This window comes from Aestuariirhabdus litorea (assembly GCF_003864255.1).
GTDB classification, from domain to species: domain Bacteria; phylum Pseudomonadota; class Gammaproteobacteria; order Pseudomonadales; family Aestuariirhabdaceae; genus Aestuariirhabdus; species Aestuariirhabdus litorea.
Window position 1 is genome coordinate 2,096,074 of sequence record NZ_QWEZ01000001.1, and the last position, 15,448, is coordinate 2,111,521.

Annotated in this window: 14 protein-coding genes; 6 read left to right on the forward strand and 8 right to left on the reverse strand. The window is 63.0% G+C overall.

All coding sequences use genetic code 11. The features are described 5' to 3' along the window. The first annotated feature begins 7 nt into the window (after positions 1–7). Entirely contained in the window at positions 8–823 is an 816-nt protein-coding gene (locus tag D0544_RS09670; protein WP_125015735.1) for an ABC transporter substrate-binding protein, read from the forward strand. A gap of 177 nt (positions 824–1,000) precedes the next feature. Here the strand turns inward: D0544_RS09670 and D0544_RS09675 are convergent, their stop codons facing one another. The 8 genes from D0544_RS09675 to D0544_RS09710 all read right to left on the reverse strand — a co-directional run bounded on the left by D0544_RS09675 (position 1,001) and on the right by D0544_RS09710 (position 10,686). After that, positions 1,001–3,847, reverse strand: a complete 2,847-nt coding sequence (locus D0544_RS09675; protein WP_164880892.1) for a DUF2339 domain-containing protein — start codon at positions 3,845–3,847, stop codon at positions 1,001–1,003. A 217-nt stretch (positions 3,848–4,064) separates the two neighbouring features. Then, on the reverse strand, positions 4,065–4,307 hold the full coding sequence (locus D0544_RS09680) for a DUF5062 family protein (protein ID WP_125015737.1): 243 nt from the start codon (positions 4,305–4,307) through the stop codon (positions 4,065–4,067). A gap of 92 nt (positions 4,308–4,399) precedes the next feature. Then, complete coding sequence (locus tag D0544_RS09685) at positions 4,400–4,738, reverse strand: 50S ribosome-binding protein YggL (protein ID WP_125015738.1); 339 nt, start codon at positions 4,736–4,738, stop codon at positions 4,400–4,402. 119 nt (positions 4,739–4,857) lie between these two features. After that, positions 4,858–6,309, reverse strand: coding sequence for a DEAD/DEAH box helicase (locus D0544_RS09690; protein WP_125015739.1), 1,452 nt, complete (start codon positions 6,307–6,309; stop codon positions 4,858–4,860). A 183-nt stretch (positions 6,310–6,492) separates the two neighbouring features. Beyond that, positions 6,493–7,386 carry a helix-turn-helix transcriptional regulator gene (locus tag D0544_RS09695; RefSeq protein ID WP_125015740.1) on the reverse strand — a complete coding sequence of 298 codons (894 nt, stop codon included), beginning with the start codon at positions 7,384–7,386 and terminating at the stop codon, positions 6,493–6,495. 119 nt (positions 7,387–7,505) lie between these two features. Further along, positions 7,506–9,146, reverse strand: a complete 1,641-nt coding sequence (locus D0544_RS09700) for a methyl-accepting chemotaxis protein (protein WP_125015741.1) — start codon at positions 9,144–9,146, stop codon at positions 7,506–7,508. A 603-nt stretch (positions 9,147–9,749) separates the two neighbouring features. Then, the gene (locus D0544_RS09705; protein WP_125015742.1) at positions 9,750–10,055 is read right to left on the reverse strand and encodes a hypothetical protein; all 306 of its coding nucleotides are present in this window, start codon (positions 10,053–10,055) and stop codon (positions 9,750–9,752) included. Continuing rightward, positions 10,048–10,686, reverse strand: coding sequence for a methyltransferase domain-containing protein (locus D0544_RS09710; protein WP_125015743.1), 639 nt, complete (start codon positions 10,684–10,686; stop codon positions 10,048–10,050). The genes D0544_RS09705 and D0544_RS09710 overlap by 8 nt, the downstream gene beginning before the upstream one ends. Before the next feature lie 152 nt (positions 10,687–10,838). On the opposite strand from D0544_RS09710, the gene D0544_RS09715 reads away from it, so the two are divergent. The 5 genes from D0544_RS09715 (at position 10,839) to D0544_RS09735 (ending at position 15,446) form a co-directional block, all read left to right on the forward strand. Next, positions 10,839–12,008 (forward strand): ABC transporter substrate-binding protein, encoded by a 1,170-nt coding sequence (locus tag D0544_RS09715; protein ID WP_243647277.1) that lies wholly within the window; start codon positions 10,839–10,841, stop codon positions 12,006–12,008. A 77-nt stretch (positions 12,009–12,085) separates the two neighbouring features. After that, positions 12,086–12,997 (forward strand): branched-chain amino acid ABC transporter permease, encoded by a 912-nt coding sequence (locus tag D0544_RS09720; RefSeq protein ID WP_125015744.1) that lies wholly within the window; start codon positions 12,086–12,088, stop codon positions 12,995–12,997. Beyond that, positions 12,994–13,992 carry a branched-chain amino acid ABC transporter permease gene (locus D0544_RS09725; RefSeq protein ID WP_125015745.1) on the forward strand — a complete coding sequence of 333 codons (999 nt, stop codon included), beginning with the start codon at positions 12,994–12,996 and terminating at the stop codon, positions 13,990–13,992. Before D0544_RS09720 ends, D0544_RS09725 begins: the two co-directional genes overlap by 4 nt. Beyond that, positions 13,985–14,752 carry an ABC transporter ATP-binding protein gene (locus D0544_RS09730; protein WP_125015746.1) on the forward strand — a complete coding sequence of 256 codons (768 nt, stop codon included), beginning with the start codon at positions 13,985–13,987 and terminating at the stop codon, positions 14,750–14,752. The genes D0544_RS09725 and D0544_RS09730 overlap by 8 nt, the downstream gene beginning before the upstream one ends. Next, positions 14,745–15,446, forward strand: coding sequence for an ABC transporter ATP-binding protein (locus tag D0544_RS09735; protein ID WP_125015747.1), 702 nt, complete (start codon positions 14,745–14,747; stop codon positions 15,444–15,446). The genes D0544_RS09730 and D0544_RS09735 overlap by 8 nt, the downstream gene beginning before the upstream one ends. Positions 15,447–15,448: the final 2 nt, after the last annotated feature.

Sequence of the window (15,448 nt, forward strand, 5' to 3'; positions counted from 1 at the left end):
TTTTTCCATGCGCCGATTTATCCGCATCAACCTGATGATGATGGCCGCACTGCTGTGCCTTGGCGTTGGCGCTGACACTTCGATCCTGGTGCAATCGACCACCTCCACCGCCAACTCCGGCCTCTACGATCTGCTGCTGCCCCAGTTCAAAGCCCGCACCGGCATTACCGTCAATGTGGTCGCGGTCGGCACCGGACAGGCAATCAAAAATGCCATGAATGGCGATGCCGATGTGCTACTGGTGCACGCCAAATCCGCCGAGGAGAAATTCGTGGCCGAAGGGTACGGGGTCGAGCGTTTCGACCTGATGTACAACGACTTCATCGTGGTGGGACCGGCCAATGACCCGGCAGGCATCGCCGGTGGACGCGATGCGGTAGTCGCCTTCGAGAAGATCGCCGAGAGCAAGGCGCTCTTCGTCTCCCGCAGCGACAACTCCGGCACCCACAAAAAGGAGCAAGCGCTGTGGCGGGACGCCAATATCAACACCGAGGAGGCCAGTGGCGGCTGGTACCGCGAAACCGGCTCGGGTATGGGGGCCACCCTCAACGCCGCCGCTGGCATGGGGGCTTACAGCCTCACCGACCGGGGCACCTGGATCAGCTTCAAAAACCGGGGGTCGCTGGCAATCCTGGTCGAGGGGGACCGGGGCCTTTTCAACCAGTATGGAGTGATTATGGTCAACCCCGCCAAGCACCCGAAGGTGAAGGCAGAGGCCGCCCAGCAGTTTATCGACTGGCTCACCGGCCCTGAAGGACAGCAGGCGATCAACGACTACCAGCTCAACGGCCAGCAGCTGTTCTTCGCTAACGCTCGCCGCTAAGGCTGGCGGATGTGGGGAGCCGGCCGGCGGCTCCCTTGCAGGAGGGAATCATAGGCTGCGAGGGTTAGAAAGGGTTGACCGTTGAGTGAGCCAGCTTCAGCCGCCTTTGGTGAAAAGGCTGCCTAACGGGGGAGCCCCTGAGTGGTGAGTATCCATTCAGGGGAGAGATCAGGGGTGCTAACCGCCTGTCCCAGGCTCGGACGCTTGCGCCCGCCTTGCCCCACCGCCCTCCCCTGCTCGCTCGGGGATCGGCGAGAAGTAGCCCATCCCCACCAACACAGCCCCCACCACCAGGAAGGAGACGATGCGCTCCAGGGTACCGCTGGCACCGAGATCGATCACCAGCATTTTCACCAGTACCACCGCCACCAGCGCGCCACCGGCGACCCAGGCACTGCGCCACTGGCGGCGCGAGGCCACCAGCATGGCCAAACAGCCCAGCAGGGTCCAGAGGATCGATAACCCGATCTGTACACGGATGTCGTGAGCCATCTCCTCCAGGTGATAGGGGATCGCCAGCCACTGGTGCAGGGCACGCAGCATCACCGCGTTAATCCACACGAAGGCCAGCCCCGCCAATGCTGACACCAGACCGCGCCTGAGCTCAGTCGAACCCTCATAGTCCGCGACCAGGCGAACCCCCAACAGCAGGTAGAGCAGCTGCAGCAGCTCCACCGGGTTGGCCACCGGCATGAAGGCAAGCGGGCTCGCATCGGCGGCGCTGCCTAGGTTGACGACCAGTGACCAAAGCGCCGCCACCAGCCCCAGGGACGCGAGGATCTTGTCGCGCAGGGCGCTCCCCAGGCGCGCCAGTGCGCCCCACTTATAGCGGTGGACCGCCACCATCACCAGCCAGGGCAGCACTAGGATAATGGCCTGCGACCAGCCGGTCCCCAGCGGCAGCACCAGCGCCTGCCCCCAATGATCGAGGCGCCAGTAGAGCTCCACCGACAATAGGCCCGTCACCGTAAGCAGCCAGGTCAGGTAGAGCCAGGGAAGCAGGCTTGGGGGCAGCAACCCACCCTCCAGGCGTGCCAGGATCGCGTAGGCCACCGCCATCGCCGCCCCCCAGAAGAGGGCGTCAGGCATGAGCAGGGCATGGCCGTTGCTCAGCAAGGCGTATCCCCCCACCAGCGCCAACAGCGGAGCCAGCAGCGAGGCACAGCCCTCGGCGGGCCGCCAGCACCAGCCGCGCACCCGACTCAGGTAAACCAGCGGTGCAGCAGTCAGGGTAAAGAGCAGCAACAGGGCGATCACCTCCTCCTCGAAATAGCGGTCGATTTGCAAGAGGGAGGAACCGATCCACCACAACATCCCCCAGATAAAAAACGGCAGCTGCCCCCGGCCGGCGGGGGCTTGGGGGCACTTCCGCTGCAGGCGGTAGAGTTGCCAGGCGCTGATCATCCCACCCAACGCCACAAACAGCCCCCCCATAAAAGCGGGGTTGAGCCAGGCCTGAGTACCCAGATCATCGGCATTGCGCGCCAGGAACAGCACCCCGGCCGCCAGCTGCAGGGCGAGGGCGAAGTACTGGCTATAGAGCCGTCCCTGTTTGATAGCGACCCAGAGGATGGCGGACGCCTCCAGCGCCCAGGTAGCGGTGGTCCAGTGACCGTCCAGGGCGTAAGGGATGGCGAGGGTCAGGAACACTACTCCGATGGCCAACATCGACTCCGCCAGCAATCGCAGCCCGTCCCCCGCGCGCGCCCAGAGCAGTCCGGCCAGGGCCAGGTAGTAGAGGCCAAAGCCGGTCGCACCCAAGGCGATGCCGTAGTCCCGCGAATGCACCAATAGCGCCAGCAGGCCAAAGGCGATCAGGGGGGTGCCGAACACCAGGCTGCCATCCACAACCCCCTTCAACGCCAGCGGCTGGCGCAGGGCGTAGAGCACACCGATCAGGCTGTAGACCAGGAAAAAGAGCAGCAGAAACGCGGTCGCGCTCCAGATCATCGGGGGCTCGTAGCCGTTGAGCACCCAGAGAGCAAAGAGACCAAATGTGAAGCCAAACCCAACCAGGTTGAGGGGACGCCAGGCTTTGTGCCAAGCGATGGCCAATACCGCCAGATCCAGCACCAGGTAGTAGCTGAACAGCCCCACATAGTTTCCGCTACCGGTGGAAGCCAACAACGGTGCCAGAAATCCTCCCAGCGTACCGAAGAGTGCGAGGTGACGGGAATCCTGGACCACCGCCAGCAGGGCAGTCCCCACCGACAGGGCCGCCAGCAGGGCGAAGGCGGGGGTGGCAGGGATAAGCCCCTGCAGCTGGTAGGCGGCGAAAACGGTGATGTAGGTGATGCCGATCCCGCCACCCTGTAGCAACAGCGCATAAACGGGTTTGCGCAAGCGCAGGTGCCAGCCGCCCCCCATCAGCGCCAGGCCCGCCAGCGCGGTCCCCAGAAAACGCGCTTCCAGGGGCAGGTTGGAGTGCTCGGCCGCGTATTTGAGTAGGAAAGCCACACCGAAAAAGAGCACCAGAAGGCCCAGCTGCACAAAGAGGTTCGCCTCACCGAGATACCCACGAACCCGGTTCAGCAGCGTCTCGAACAGGGTTGGGGGGTTGGCCGATGGTGAAGTGGCCGAAGGGGTGGCTGTTGATTGCGCGACTGTCGACCGACCGGCGGGTGAAGCCCCGCCTTCGGGGATGCGCTTGCCGGTCCAGGGGTCGATCCGAGGGGGCGTTACGGCCACAGGGGCTGGTGTGGACTGGGGTTGTTCGGACGACAGGGCTTGCGCGGGTTGGGGGGACGGGGCAAGGGGTGCGTCGTCGAGTTCAATATCCAGCTCGATCTCCTCCTCCGGCCCCACTTTATCCGCCTTTTCCCGCACCGCAAGAGGCGCCGCCGGCGACCGCTCGGCCAGCGCCTCACGCAGGCGTGCCATCTCTGCGCGCAGGTTCTGCATTTGGCGCGAGAAGTGCCAGTAGAGCCCCCCCAGACCAACGATCAGCCCCAGCGCCAGGGCGGGCAGGCTTCCGCCCAGCAGATAGGCCGCCAGCATCACAACCGCCGTCAACAGCAGTGGCATTCCCATAGTCCTTGCCTCTATTAATCCTTAGCCGTTACCCCCTGCCCCCGGCGGGCACACCCATTAGCTGCTGCGGGGCAGAAGCTAACGACACTACCGGGTTGCCGGGCGTTAGGCCAGAAAGTCCGGGGTTGGAGGGGCCAAAGCGAGAAGGGGTCGAAAATGCGGAGGGGAAATTGCCGACGAGCACCCAGGGAAGCAAGGCTCAGCGACCTTCTCAGGGTACTTGCTGTCGGGAGATCCAGATCGCCAGCTTGTGGCGCATGCTGGGTTGGGAGACCTGGTCTTCGGGTAGCGGCTGGATGAGCTTATCGTGGACCAGCAGGCGGTAGAGGTACTCTACCTTTTCATTGGAGGAATCGGTGGCCTCGAAACGGGCGGCGCCTCGGGCCTCGGCATAGCGCACCCCCACGGCGATCGCCTGCTTGACCAGCTCGGCCTCGTTTTTCAGCTTTTTCATTACGCCCCCGTCACCACTCCCAACCCAAGTTCTACTGAGCGTAGCACCATCTCGGGTTGAGAGTGTGCGGTTTGGCGCCGGGGCCGCCGAGGTTAAACGCCGTAGTGGGCGTCGGACAGCTCGCTGACCACCGCGTCGGAGATGCAGGGCTGCTGGGCGAGCCACTGTTCCACCGCTTTGCGGTCTTCGTCGGTGGCGGACTGGTAACGCTCACTGGAGACCACATAGCCTTCGAAGCTCTCCTCGCTGCCGCCACCAATCACCAACAGGTTGCGCTCGCCCATCAGGTCGGCCAGTGCGTCGAACAGGGTGTCGAACTCTGCCTCATCTTTCAGGTTGATACGGCAGGTAAATTCGAATCCCAGCACTGCGAACTCGCCCAGGTACAGTTTCTTGCGCAGGCGGCGGCTTCGTTTTTTGTCGTCTTGCATGCTTTAGTTCCTCTTCGGTTTCAATCGTTTATCGGTCCCGCCGCGATGGGAGTCTAATGCTCGCTCGCAACGGCTGACCGGTTCATGGCCGGCACGGCCCAGGGCCGCGCCGGCGTTGATCAGGAGTGCCCCCAGGGCGAGGGACGCAGTTTTTTGGCGCGGCTCCCCCCTTTGGGTTCGGCCTTGGCCCCACTGGCGGCCTTGCCACCGCTGCCCCGAGCGGGCTTGGCCGCACCTCCCGGGCTGGCTTTGGCGGCGGCTTTGCGGCCTGCTCCGCTTGCGGTGCGAGGCTTGCGGGTAGCCACCCGGGCGGTGGCGGCTCCCGGTTTGCGGGGGGCGTTGCGCTTCTGCTTGAAGCTCTTTTTCACCACTGTTTTGATCGCCCCCGAGTCGGCCATCCCCAGGTGGCTGGCGGTGGAGAGATCCAGCGGCTGCTCCACCCCATCCTCGTAAAAGGGCAAGGGCTCGGGGCTGAGGGGGCGTTTCAACAGCTGCTCGATCCCCTCCAGCCACTTGCGCTCGGAGCGGCTGAACAATGTCATGGCCCGCCCCTCGGCACCGGCCCGGCCACTGCGGCCGATACGGTGTACGTAATCCTGGGCCACCCGCGGCAGGTCGTAGTTGATCACCAGCGGCAGCTCCGCGATATCCAGTCCCCGCGCAGCAATGTCGGTCGCCACCAGCACCTGCACCTCGCCTCGTTTGAAGGCGTCCAGGGTACGGGTACGCAGGATCTGGCTCTTGTTACTGTGGATGGCGGCGGCGGCGATCCCCTCCTGGCGCAGGTAATCCACCAGGTCGTCGGCGCTTTTCTTGGTACGAATAAACACCAGTGCACGGGACCAACGCCCCTCCTCAATCAGGTAACGCACGGTGTCCGGCTTGTCCTCCCAGTCGACCTCATAGACCGATTGCTGGACCAGCTCGGCGGCGCTGTTGGCCGGACTCACCTCCACCCGCACAGGGTCCACCAGCAACCCGTTCGCCAGCTCCATCACGGCGGGGGCGAAGGTGGCCGAGAACAGCAGGTTCTGGCGGCGGGCGGGGAGCTGGGCGATGATCCGCTGGACCGCATCGATAAAGCCCAGATCCAGCATCCGGTCGGCCTCATCCAGCACCAGGGTTTCCACCGACTCCAGGGTCAAAGCGCCCTTGTGCAGCAGGTCCAGCAGGCGGCCGGGTGTGGCCACCAGAATGTCCACCCCCTGTTGGAGCTGGGCCACCTGTGGGGCCATATCCACCCCGCCATAGACCACCGTGGAGCGCAGGCTCAGGTGATTACCGTAGGCCGCCACCCGTTCGGCCACCTGGGCAGCCAGCTCGCGGGTCGGGGCCAGCACCAGTGCCCGCACCCCTGCCCTGGCGGGGGTGGTCTCCGCCAGGCGTTGCAGAATCGGCAGCGCAAAACCGGCGGTTTTCCCGGTGCCGGTCTGGGCCGCCGCCAGCAGATCCCGACCCCGCAGAATCGGCGGAATCGCTTTGCGCTGGACCGGGGTGGGGGTCTGGTATCCCTGATCGTTGAGGGCCTCAACGAGCGGGCCGGACAGACCCAGTGAGGTGAAGGCATTCATTGGAGTGTACTCGATGGTTTGCACGCCACCGACGAAGGGCGGCGGACAGAGGGGAGAAAGGGCGCAAGCATACCCGAAAGCGGCGGCCGACGCGACTACTGGCGCCGCTTGCAGGAGGACAAAAGGCCACTCTAGCGAAGTATTGGGGGCAGGGTCGCCCCTTAGGCGGGAAAAAAACGGGGGCTAGGCGCCGGCGTTGTACCAGACCCGCCCAAAGCCGCTCACATCGTAGCCCCGGTACTCACCCGCTTTTTGTCGAAAGGCTTCACCCTGGCAGAAGTGGACGAATCGCTGCCAGGGCTCGTCGAACCAGGCCTTGCGATCCACCAGCAGGTCGTAGCGCTCCTCCAGCAGGGGTACAAAATCGAGTCGATAGGCCTGGGCCAAGCTCTGTAAACCCAGGGTCGCTGCCGCCTTGCCCTGGCTCACCAGCAGGGCCGCGTCCGCCTCACTACGGGCCAGCTCGCCCGGCCCAAAATCATCGGCCGACAGACCCGCCTCCGCAATCAACTGCTCCAGCAACGCCTGGCTGCCGGCGCCAGGCTGGCGACTGACCAGTGTCTGCTGGCGCAGGTCGGCCAACCCCTTAATGGAACCGGCGGTCCCTGCGGCCACGATCAGTCCCCGCTGGCGGCGGGCAAACTCCACCAGCACCACGGCTTCATTGGCAAAGCGGGCGGCCACCCGGGGCCGGTTCCACTGCTGTCTGGCCGACTCGAACAGGTGCAGGCCGGTGGCGATCCCTTCGCGCCCGGCAAAGCGCTCCAGGCCATCCTCGCTGGAGTCGAACAACATCGCCAACCCCGCCCCCGACTCACGCAGCGCCCACTCCAGCAACGGATCATGGCTGCCCAGAACCACGCCGGGCCGGGGCGAGGACTGGGTGGTCGATACTGAAGCCTGACCACCCTCGCCCTTACTGGCGATCCACTGCATCACCCCGGCGCGGGGAAAAAGCAGCTTGCCGGTGGCACGGGTGCAGGGCACCTCACCGGTGGCCACCAGGTCGTAGACCTTGCGCTCGCGGATGCGAAGCAGCTCCGCCAGCTCCCGGGTAGTAAGAAATTCCTGCGCCATCGACTACAACCGCCTCATCGTCCTGGGGTGGGTAAAGGGGCCATTCTACCCTATGGGCAGCAAAAAACCCTGCGGATCGGCCGCCTGGGGGCCGATCCGCAGGGCAAGTCGTTGGCGAGCTACTGCTGCACCCGGAAACGCCCGGAAATCTCCTGCAGGTGTTCCGCCAGCACCGCCAGCTCCTCGCTGGCCCGGGCAATCTGCAGGTTACCCTGGGCACTCTCTTCGGTGATATGGCTGATATTTTCCAGGTTTCGGTTGATCTCCTCAGCCACTGATGACTGCTCCTCGGAGGCGCTGGCAATCTGCACCGTCATCGCATTCACCTGCCCGGTCTCGCGGGTGATGGTTTGCAGGGCCTCACCGGCCCGTGCAGCATCCTGCGAGGCGGTTGCCGCCTCATCGCGGCTCTGCAGCATAACAGTGGCGGCATTTTGTGCCCCCTCCTGCAACCGTTTGATCAACTCATAGATCTCATTGGTGGACTGGCTGGTGCGCTGGGACAGCGTCCGCACCTCATCCGCCACCACCGCGAACCCCCGCCCCTGCTCACCCGCCCGGGCCGCCTCGATAGCCGCGTTCAGCGCCAGCAGGTTGGTTTGCTCCGCGATGCCGGTGATCACCTCCAGAATTCCGCCAATGCTCTCACTGTCATTGCGCAGGCTCTGGGTCAAACCAGTAGCCTCATCCAGGCGTGCCGCCAGTTGCTGAACCGCCTCCGCGTTATGCTGCACCAGGGCGTGCCCTTCGGCGGAGGCCTCGGCACCGTCGCGGGAAGCGCGGGCCGCTTCGTTGATATTACGAGCCACTTCATGCACGGTGGCGTTCATCTGGCTCATGGCCGTGGCCACCTGGGTCGTTTCCTGCTGCTGCAGTGACATCCCCGTGCTGGTCTGCTCGGTGGTCGCCGACAACTCGGTTGCCGCAGCGGAGACCTGTCGGATGGCGGCGGTGGTTTCCAGGACCATCCCATTGAAACGTTCCATCATGCCGTCGAACGCACGGGACATGTTGCCCAGCTCGTCGCGGGTGTCGATGCGGGTGCGCAACGTCAGATCGCTGCCTTCGGCAACGGCCCGCATGACCGCGCTTAATTTGGCAATGGGCGCGGCGATGCTGCGGCTGATCAACACGCAGGCCCCCAGCGACAACAACAGACACAGCAGCAGATAGCCGCCGGCAATCATCGCTTCGTGCCAGAAGGTGGCGTACAGGTCATCCATATAGACCCCGGTTCCCAGGACCCAGCCCCAGTCACTGTGGAATCGTGCGTAGGAGAGTTTGGGGAAAAGCCCCTCCTGTCCCGGCCGCGGCCAGTTGTAGGCGGTCACACTATCGCCGTCGCGAACCGCGTTATCGACCATTACTTTCAAGAAGGGGCGCCCGTCGCTGTCGGTAATGCCTGTGACATCCTTGCCATTGAGCGCGGGTTTGATCGGGTGCATCAGCATCCGATACTCTGTATCCAGCACGAAAAAGTACTCTTCTCCGGCGTAACGCAGCGCACGCAGGTCGTCAAGCGCCTCCTGCTCTCCCGCTTCCCGGCTCTTTTCACCGGCAGCAACCAGCTTCTCCTGACGCTCGATCAGCGAATAGGCGGTATCGGTCAGCGCCTGCAGCTCCACCTTTTTTTCTTCGTTGATATCCGCCCACATCTCATTCAGGCTCAGCAACTGCAGGGAGATCATTCCCAGCATTACCGCCGCCACCAGCGCAAACAAGCGTGTGCTTACCTTCAAGTTTCCCAGTACCTTGTACATTACATCAACTCCTCCTGAGATCGTCCCAACCTTGGGACCGCCTTCCTGTTTCTCCAAACCCCGTTGGGGGCTGCACCCGACGGGAAGGAACTGCGAGCGCTTCAATTAGGCTAGGCTTTTTGCTAATGGCTCTTTATTGATCTCTGTCAAACCGTTTTTTGAGAAAAACGCGCCACACCAAAAAGGAGGCAAATAGCGATACCCCAACCCGATACCAGGAGCCACCCCAGGAAGAACCAGGGAAAGAAAAACCAGATAAATCAGAAAGATATGTTTTGTTCGCTTAAAACGCTTCCGACATAAGATGACATATATTCACAATATGAATGAGCGCCGCCTGCAGCGTCCATCCCTAAAAGCGTGACCCCGTAGACAGTCGCGCCTCGCCGCAGCCTGACGTTTGGTGCCTATATTCAGGATGGATGCCAGGGCCTGCCAGCCTACAGCGGAATAAGACGACACAGGAGAAAACTCCAACGGTCGACCCCGACTCGCATATCTACGCCGGGCAGATTGGTGTGGGTTTCTAGCCGTAAGGAAAAACGGAGAGCTCCAGCGAACGCTCCAACGCGAGGGTCAATAGGGGGGTAACAGAATCTCCCCTCAGCCACCCAGGCGCCGTGCTCGACGGTTCCAGGCCCAGCGAAAGCTGAGGGCGAAGAGCAGGCTGTAGCTGCCGACCCCCACCGCCAGGATGATCAACAGCCGCACCGCGTCCAGGGGGATCGAGCGGTAGATCAACAGCAGCAGGATTAAAAGAGCAGTCAGCGGCCCGAACAGGAGACTGAGTTTGCACAGTGTCAGACGGTCAATGGGGGTCTGTGCCGAGGGGCGTAACCCGAGCAATGGCCACCAGCTCCAATCCTGGTCGGAGATCGAGTTTAAAAATCGCTCCAGGCCATCAATCACATTCCACCTCGCGGCGCTTCCATACCTGCCATTGATCCTGCCCCTGGAAGACAGCCAGGGAGTCACTGACCGGCTGGCGGTCGATGCAATCGAAGGCCGGGGACAAAAGTGCTTCCAGCTCTGCCTCAGAAATCGGGAAGGGGGGGCCCCGACGGCTCTCACCGAGGAGAAAGTAGCCGACCAGCAAACCACCGGGGCGGACCTGGCGGGTCACCCATTGAGCGTAGGCGGAGCGCAGCGCTGGCGGAATGGCGGCCAGAAACGCCCGCTCATACACCAGCTCCACCGGGACTTCCTGCACCGGGCTGGTGAAAACATCCTCCTCCCTCAGCTCCACTTTGGCGGTGCCGATCTGCTGGCGGGCGATGGCGATCGCCTCAGCGCTGAAGTCGATCGCGGTCACACCCCAGCCGGCGTTGGCAAAGGCCACCGCTTCGTAGGCACTACCGCAGCCGGGAATCACCACCCGTGCGGGCGTCGGGGCATTACCGATCCAGTGCGCCAGCTGGCGAGGCACACCGCCGCAATCCCAGGGCATCACCCCTTCGGCAATGCGCAGGTCCCAAAACTCGGCGCGGCTGGCATCCCTCTGCTGCCGCAGGCTTTCTGGAATTGTGGTTTCAGGCTCCATCAGGATGCGCCTCCCAAGCGCTGTTATCTGCTAGCAAACTCAGGTAGTTTATGTGCAACACCCGTCTCACGCCAATGGGGTGAAGCAAGCGGTGCTTCGGGCAGTTGCCCGTAACAATAACAACTCTATCAACCACCATAAGGATGGATGTAATGGTCAAGCACCTGAAAAACACCATGGTTCCGCTATTGCTATTCGGCGCCGCACTGGCCGGGGCCGCTGAGCCGGTCAAGATCGGCATGATCACCACGCTCAGTGGAGGCGGCTCCTCCCTCGGCATTGATATCCGCGATGGTTTCCAGCTCGCGATGAATCAGGAGCAGGGTACGCTGGGGGGCTATCCGGTTGAACTGCTGGTTGAAGATGATGCCCGCAACCCGGGCACCGCCAAACAGATCGCCACCCGCCTGACCAAAAAGGAGCAGGTGGACCTGCTCACCGGTATCGTCTGGTCCAACCTCGCCATGGCCGTTGTGCCCTCGGTGACACGCTCTGGCACGCTTTATATCAGCCCCAACGCAGGACCATCGGCCCTGGCGGGTGAGGGTTGCTCAGCCAACTACTTCAACGTCGCCTGGCAGAACGACAACCTGCATGAAGCCATGGGGCAGTACCTGACCGACAAGGGCTTTAAAAACGTCTACCTGCTGTCCCCCAACTACCCGGCCGGTAAGGATGCCCTCACCGGTTTCAAGCGTTTCTTTAAAGGCACCATCGCCGGCGAGGTCTACACCAAACTGGGGCAGAGCGATTACGCGACCGAACTGGCCGCCCTGCGTGCGGTGAATCCTGATGCGGTGTTCTTCTTCCTGCCCGGCGGCATGGGGATCAGTTTCCTCAAGCAGTACCAGCAGGCTGGACTTAACAATAGCGTACCGCTGTTTGGACCTGCGTTCTCCTTCGACCAGGGTATCCTCAAAGCCACCGGCGATTCCGCTCTGGGGGTCGTCAACAGCTCCCAGTGGAGTCAGGACCTGGACAACGCCGCCAACAAACAGTTTGTGAGTGATTTCCATAAAACCTACAACCGTCTGCCATCGCTCTATGCCAGCCAGGGTTACGATGCGGCCCGCCTGATCGCCTCGGCGCTCAAGGCCACCGGGGGCAATATCAAGGACAAGGAGGCGTTCAGGGCCGCCCTCAAACGCGCGGAGTTTGAGTCGGTGCGTGGCAGCTTCCGTTTCGGCAACAACCAGCACCCGATCCAGGATATCTACATTCGTGAAGTCTACCGTAACGACGCGGGTGAGCTGACCAACCGGATGATTGGGGTTGGCCTGCGCGAACACCAGGATGCCTACGCCAAGCTCTGTACCCTCTAACTGATAGCTGCGTGAGTTCAGGGGCGGCTCTGCGCCCCGATCTCTGCGCTTAACCCGACCCGACTATCTGGACCGCTATGTTGTTGTTTCTGGAGCAGGTGCTGAACGGCCTGCAGCTCGGCTTTATGCTGTTTTTGATGGCCGCCGGCCTCACCCTGGTGTTTGGCATCATGGGGCTCATCAACCTCGCCCACGGCTCCCTTTACATGGTGGGCGCCTATGGGGCGGCGGCTGTCACCGGCCTCTCCGGCTCTTTCCTGCTGGGACTGGCCGCCGCCCTCCTGAGTGCAGGGCTCTGTGGCCTGCTGCTGGAACTGGTCGCCCTGCGGCGCCTCTACGACCGCGATCACCTCGACCAGGTGCTGGCCACCTTCGGCCTGATCCTGTTCTTCAATGAGCTTACCAAGATCCTGTTTGGTCCCCAGCCGCTCTACCTTAATGTCCCCGACTGGTTACAGGGAACCGTCGAGCTGATTCCCGGCGCCCCCTACCCTGCCTACCGGCTGGCGGTGATCGGCGTCGGGATTCTGGTGGCGCTGGGGCTGTTCCTGCTGGTCAACCGCAGTCGGCTGGGGATGCTGATCCGGGCCGGCGCCAGCAACCGCGAGATGGTCAGTGCGCTGGGGGTCAATATCGGCCTGCTCTATACCCTGGTGTTTGGCCTCGGCGCCATGCTCGCCGGACTGGCCGGTGCGTTGGTGGGCCCGCTGCTCTCGGTTGAGGTAGGCATGGGCGAAGGAGTATTGATTCTCACCTTTGTGGTGATTGTTATCGGTGGCATCGGCTCCATCAAAGGGGCACTGGTGGGTGCCCTGCTGGTGGGTTTGGTCGATACCCTGGGGCGGGCCTTCCTGCCCGGCCTGCTGGAATGGAGTCTCAGCACGGAGGCCGCCAGCAGTCTGGGTGCGTCACTGGCATCCATAGCGATTTACCTGTTAATGGCCCTGATCCTGGTCTGGCGCCCACAAGGATTATTCCCGGCACAATGATAAGCTCTCGCCTGACACGACGTTCCGTCATCTATATCGGTATCTTCTGCTGCGCCCTGCTGGTTCCACTCTATGCCCAGCTCACCCAGGATGCCTACCTGCTGTCGATGGCCAGCCGTATGCTGATCTACGCCCTCGCCGCCCTCAGCCTCGACCTGTTGATCGGTTACGGAGGGCTGGTCAGCTTTGGTCACGCCGCCTACGTCGGCATCGGTGCCTACACCGTGGGCATTCTCTCCTTCCACAGTATGGAGGGCAGCCCGATCGGTTTCCTGCCCGGCCACTGGGAGGGCAGCGAATCGGCCCTGGTCAGCCTGCCACTAGCCATGCTCAGCGCCGGCCTCGGAGCCCTGGTGTTCGGTGCCCTCAGCCTGCGCACCCGCGGCATTCACTTTATTATGATCACCCTCGCCTTCGCGCAGATGCTTTACTATCTGTGCATCTCCCTCTATCGCTACGGGGGGGAGGATGGCCTGTTGCTGGCGGGACGTAACCAGCTGCCGGGGCTCGATCTCTATAACGACCTGCATTTTTACGGCCTCTGCCTGGCCTGCCTGCTGCTCTATGGGTGGTTAATCCGGCGGCTCCTCAATGCTCGCTTCGGCCAGGTGATTCGGGCCGGGAAACAGAATGAGCAGAAGTTGCAGGCGCTGGGGTTTGCCAGCTACCGCTACCAGCTGCTGGCCTTCGTGATCGCCGGCATGGGGGCCGGACTGGCCGGAGGCCTGCTGGCCAACCAGACCGAGTTTGTCAGCCCCGACCTGCTGAGCTGGCACCTTTCCGGTGTGTTGATGGTAATGGTGATCCTGGGGGGGCTGGGTACCCTGCTGGGCCCCGTGATGGGGGCCGTGGCCTACCTGTTGATGGAGGAGGTACTGGCCGGCTATACCGAACACTGGCAGCTGATCCTTGGCCCACTGCTACTGCTGGTGGTGCTCTTTTCGCGCAAGGGAATTTTCGGCCTGCTGGCGGGAAAGGAGGCGGAAGATGGTTGATTTCAGCCCGCCCCCGCTGCTGCAGATCCGGGGACTGCGCAAAGCCTTCGGCGCCCTGGAGGTCACCCGCGGGGTCGAGCTTCGTATCGAACCCGGCGAAATCCACGCCATCATCGGTCCCAACGGCGCTGGCAAGACCAGCCTTATCAACCAGATCAGTGGCGAGCTGGAGGCCGACAGCGGTTCGATCCTGTTTGCTGGTCGTGAGCTGCGAGGCCTGGCCGTGCACCAGCGCGCGCGCCTGGGGCTCGGACGCACCTACCAGACCAGTTCACTGTTCGACCGCATGAGCGTCGAGCACAATGTGATGCTGGCCCTGCAAAGCCGGGAGGGGCACAGCTTTCGCTTCTGGCGCCCAACCGCCAGCGACCCCCGCCTGATCAACCCCGCACGGGAGATCCTCCAGCGCCTTGACCTGCTACCGCTGAGGACGCAGCGCGCCGCCGACCTGGCCCATGGCCAGCGGCGCCAGCTGGAGATCGCCATGGCCCTCGCCACCCGGCCTAAACTGCTGCTGCTCGATGAGCCGATGGCGGGCATGGGACAAGAGGAGAGCTGGCAGATGGTGGAGGCACTGCGCCGCCTCGGCAAGGAGGTCAGCATTCTCTTCGTCGAACACGACATGGAAACCGTGTTCGCCCTCGCCGACCGCATCAGCGTACTGGTCTACGGCAGGGTGATCGCCTGTGGCGATGCCGACAGCATCCGCAACGATCCCCAGGTGCGTTCTGCCTATCTTGGAGGGATCGAGGATGCTTGAGGTTCGCGATATCGAAGCCGGTTACGGCAGCAGCCAGGTGCTGTTCGGGGTCACCCTCTCTATCCGCCAGGGGGAGGTGGTCACCCTGCTGGGCCGTAACGGTATGGGTAAAACCACCACGGTACGGGCCATTATGGGACTCAACCGGATCTCAGCCGGAGAGATCAGCTTCAACAACCAGCCCCTCGGCCGGGTCGCCCCCTACAGGGCCGCCCGCGCGGGTATCGGCCTGGTGCCCGAAGGGCGGCAGATCTTTCCCACCCTGAACGTGCGGGAAAACCTGATCGCCACCGCAGCCAACCACCGTCGGGCCCGGGAACCCTGGAGCTTGCAACGCATCTACCAGCTGTTTCCCCGCCTGGCGGAGCGAGAGCAACACCTGGGAAGCAACCTGTCGGGGGGCGAACAGCAGATGCTGGCCATCGGGCGGGCCCTGATGACCAACCCCCTGCTACTGATACTCGATGAAGCGACCGAGGGGCTGGCCCCCCTGATTCGCGAAGAGATCTGGCGCTGCCTCGAGCTGCTGAAGCAACAGGGGGAATCGATCCTCATCATCGACAAAAACCTCGACGCCTTGATGCGTATCTCGGACCGGCATTACATTATGGAAAAGGGACGTATCGTGCACCAGGGGGATATCCAGCTGCTGCGGGATGACCCCGATCTCAAATACCGTTACCTTGGAGTCTGACC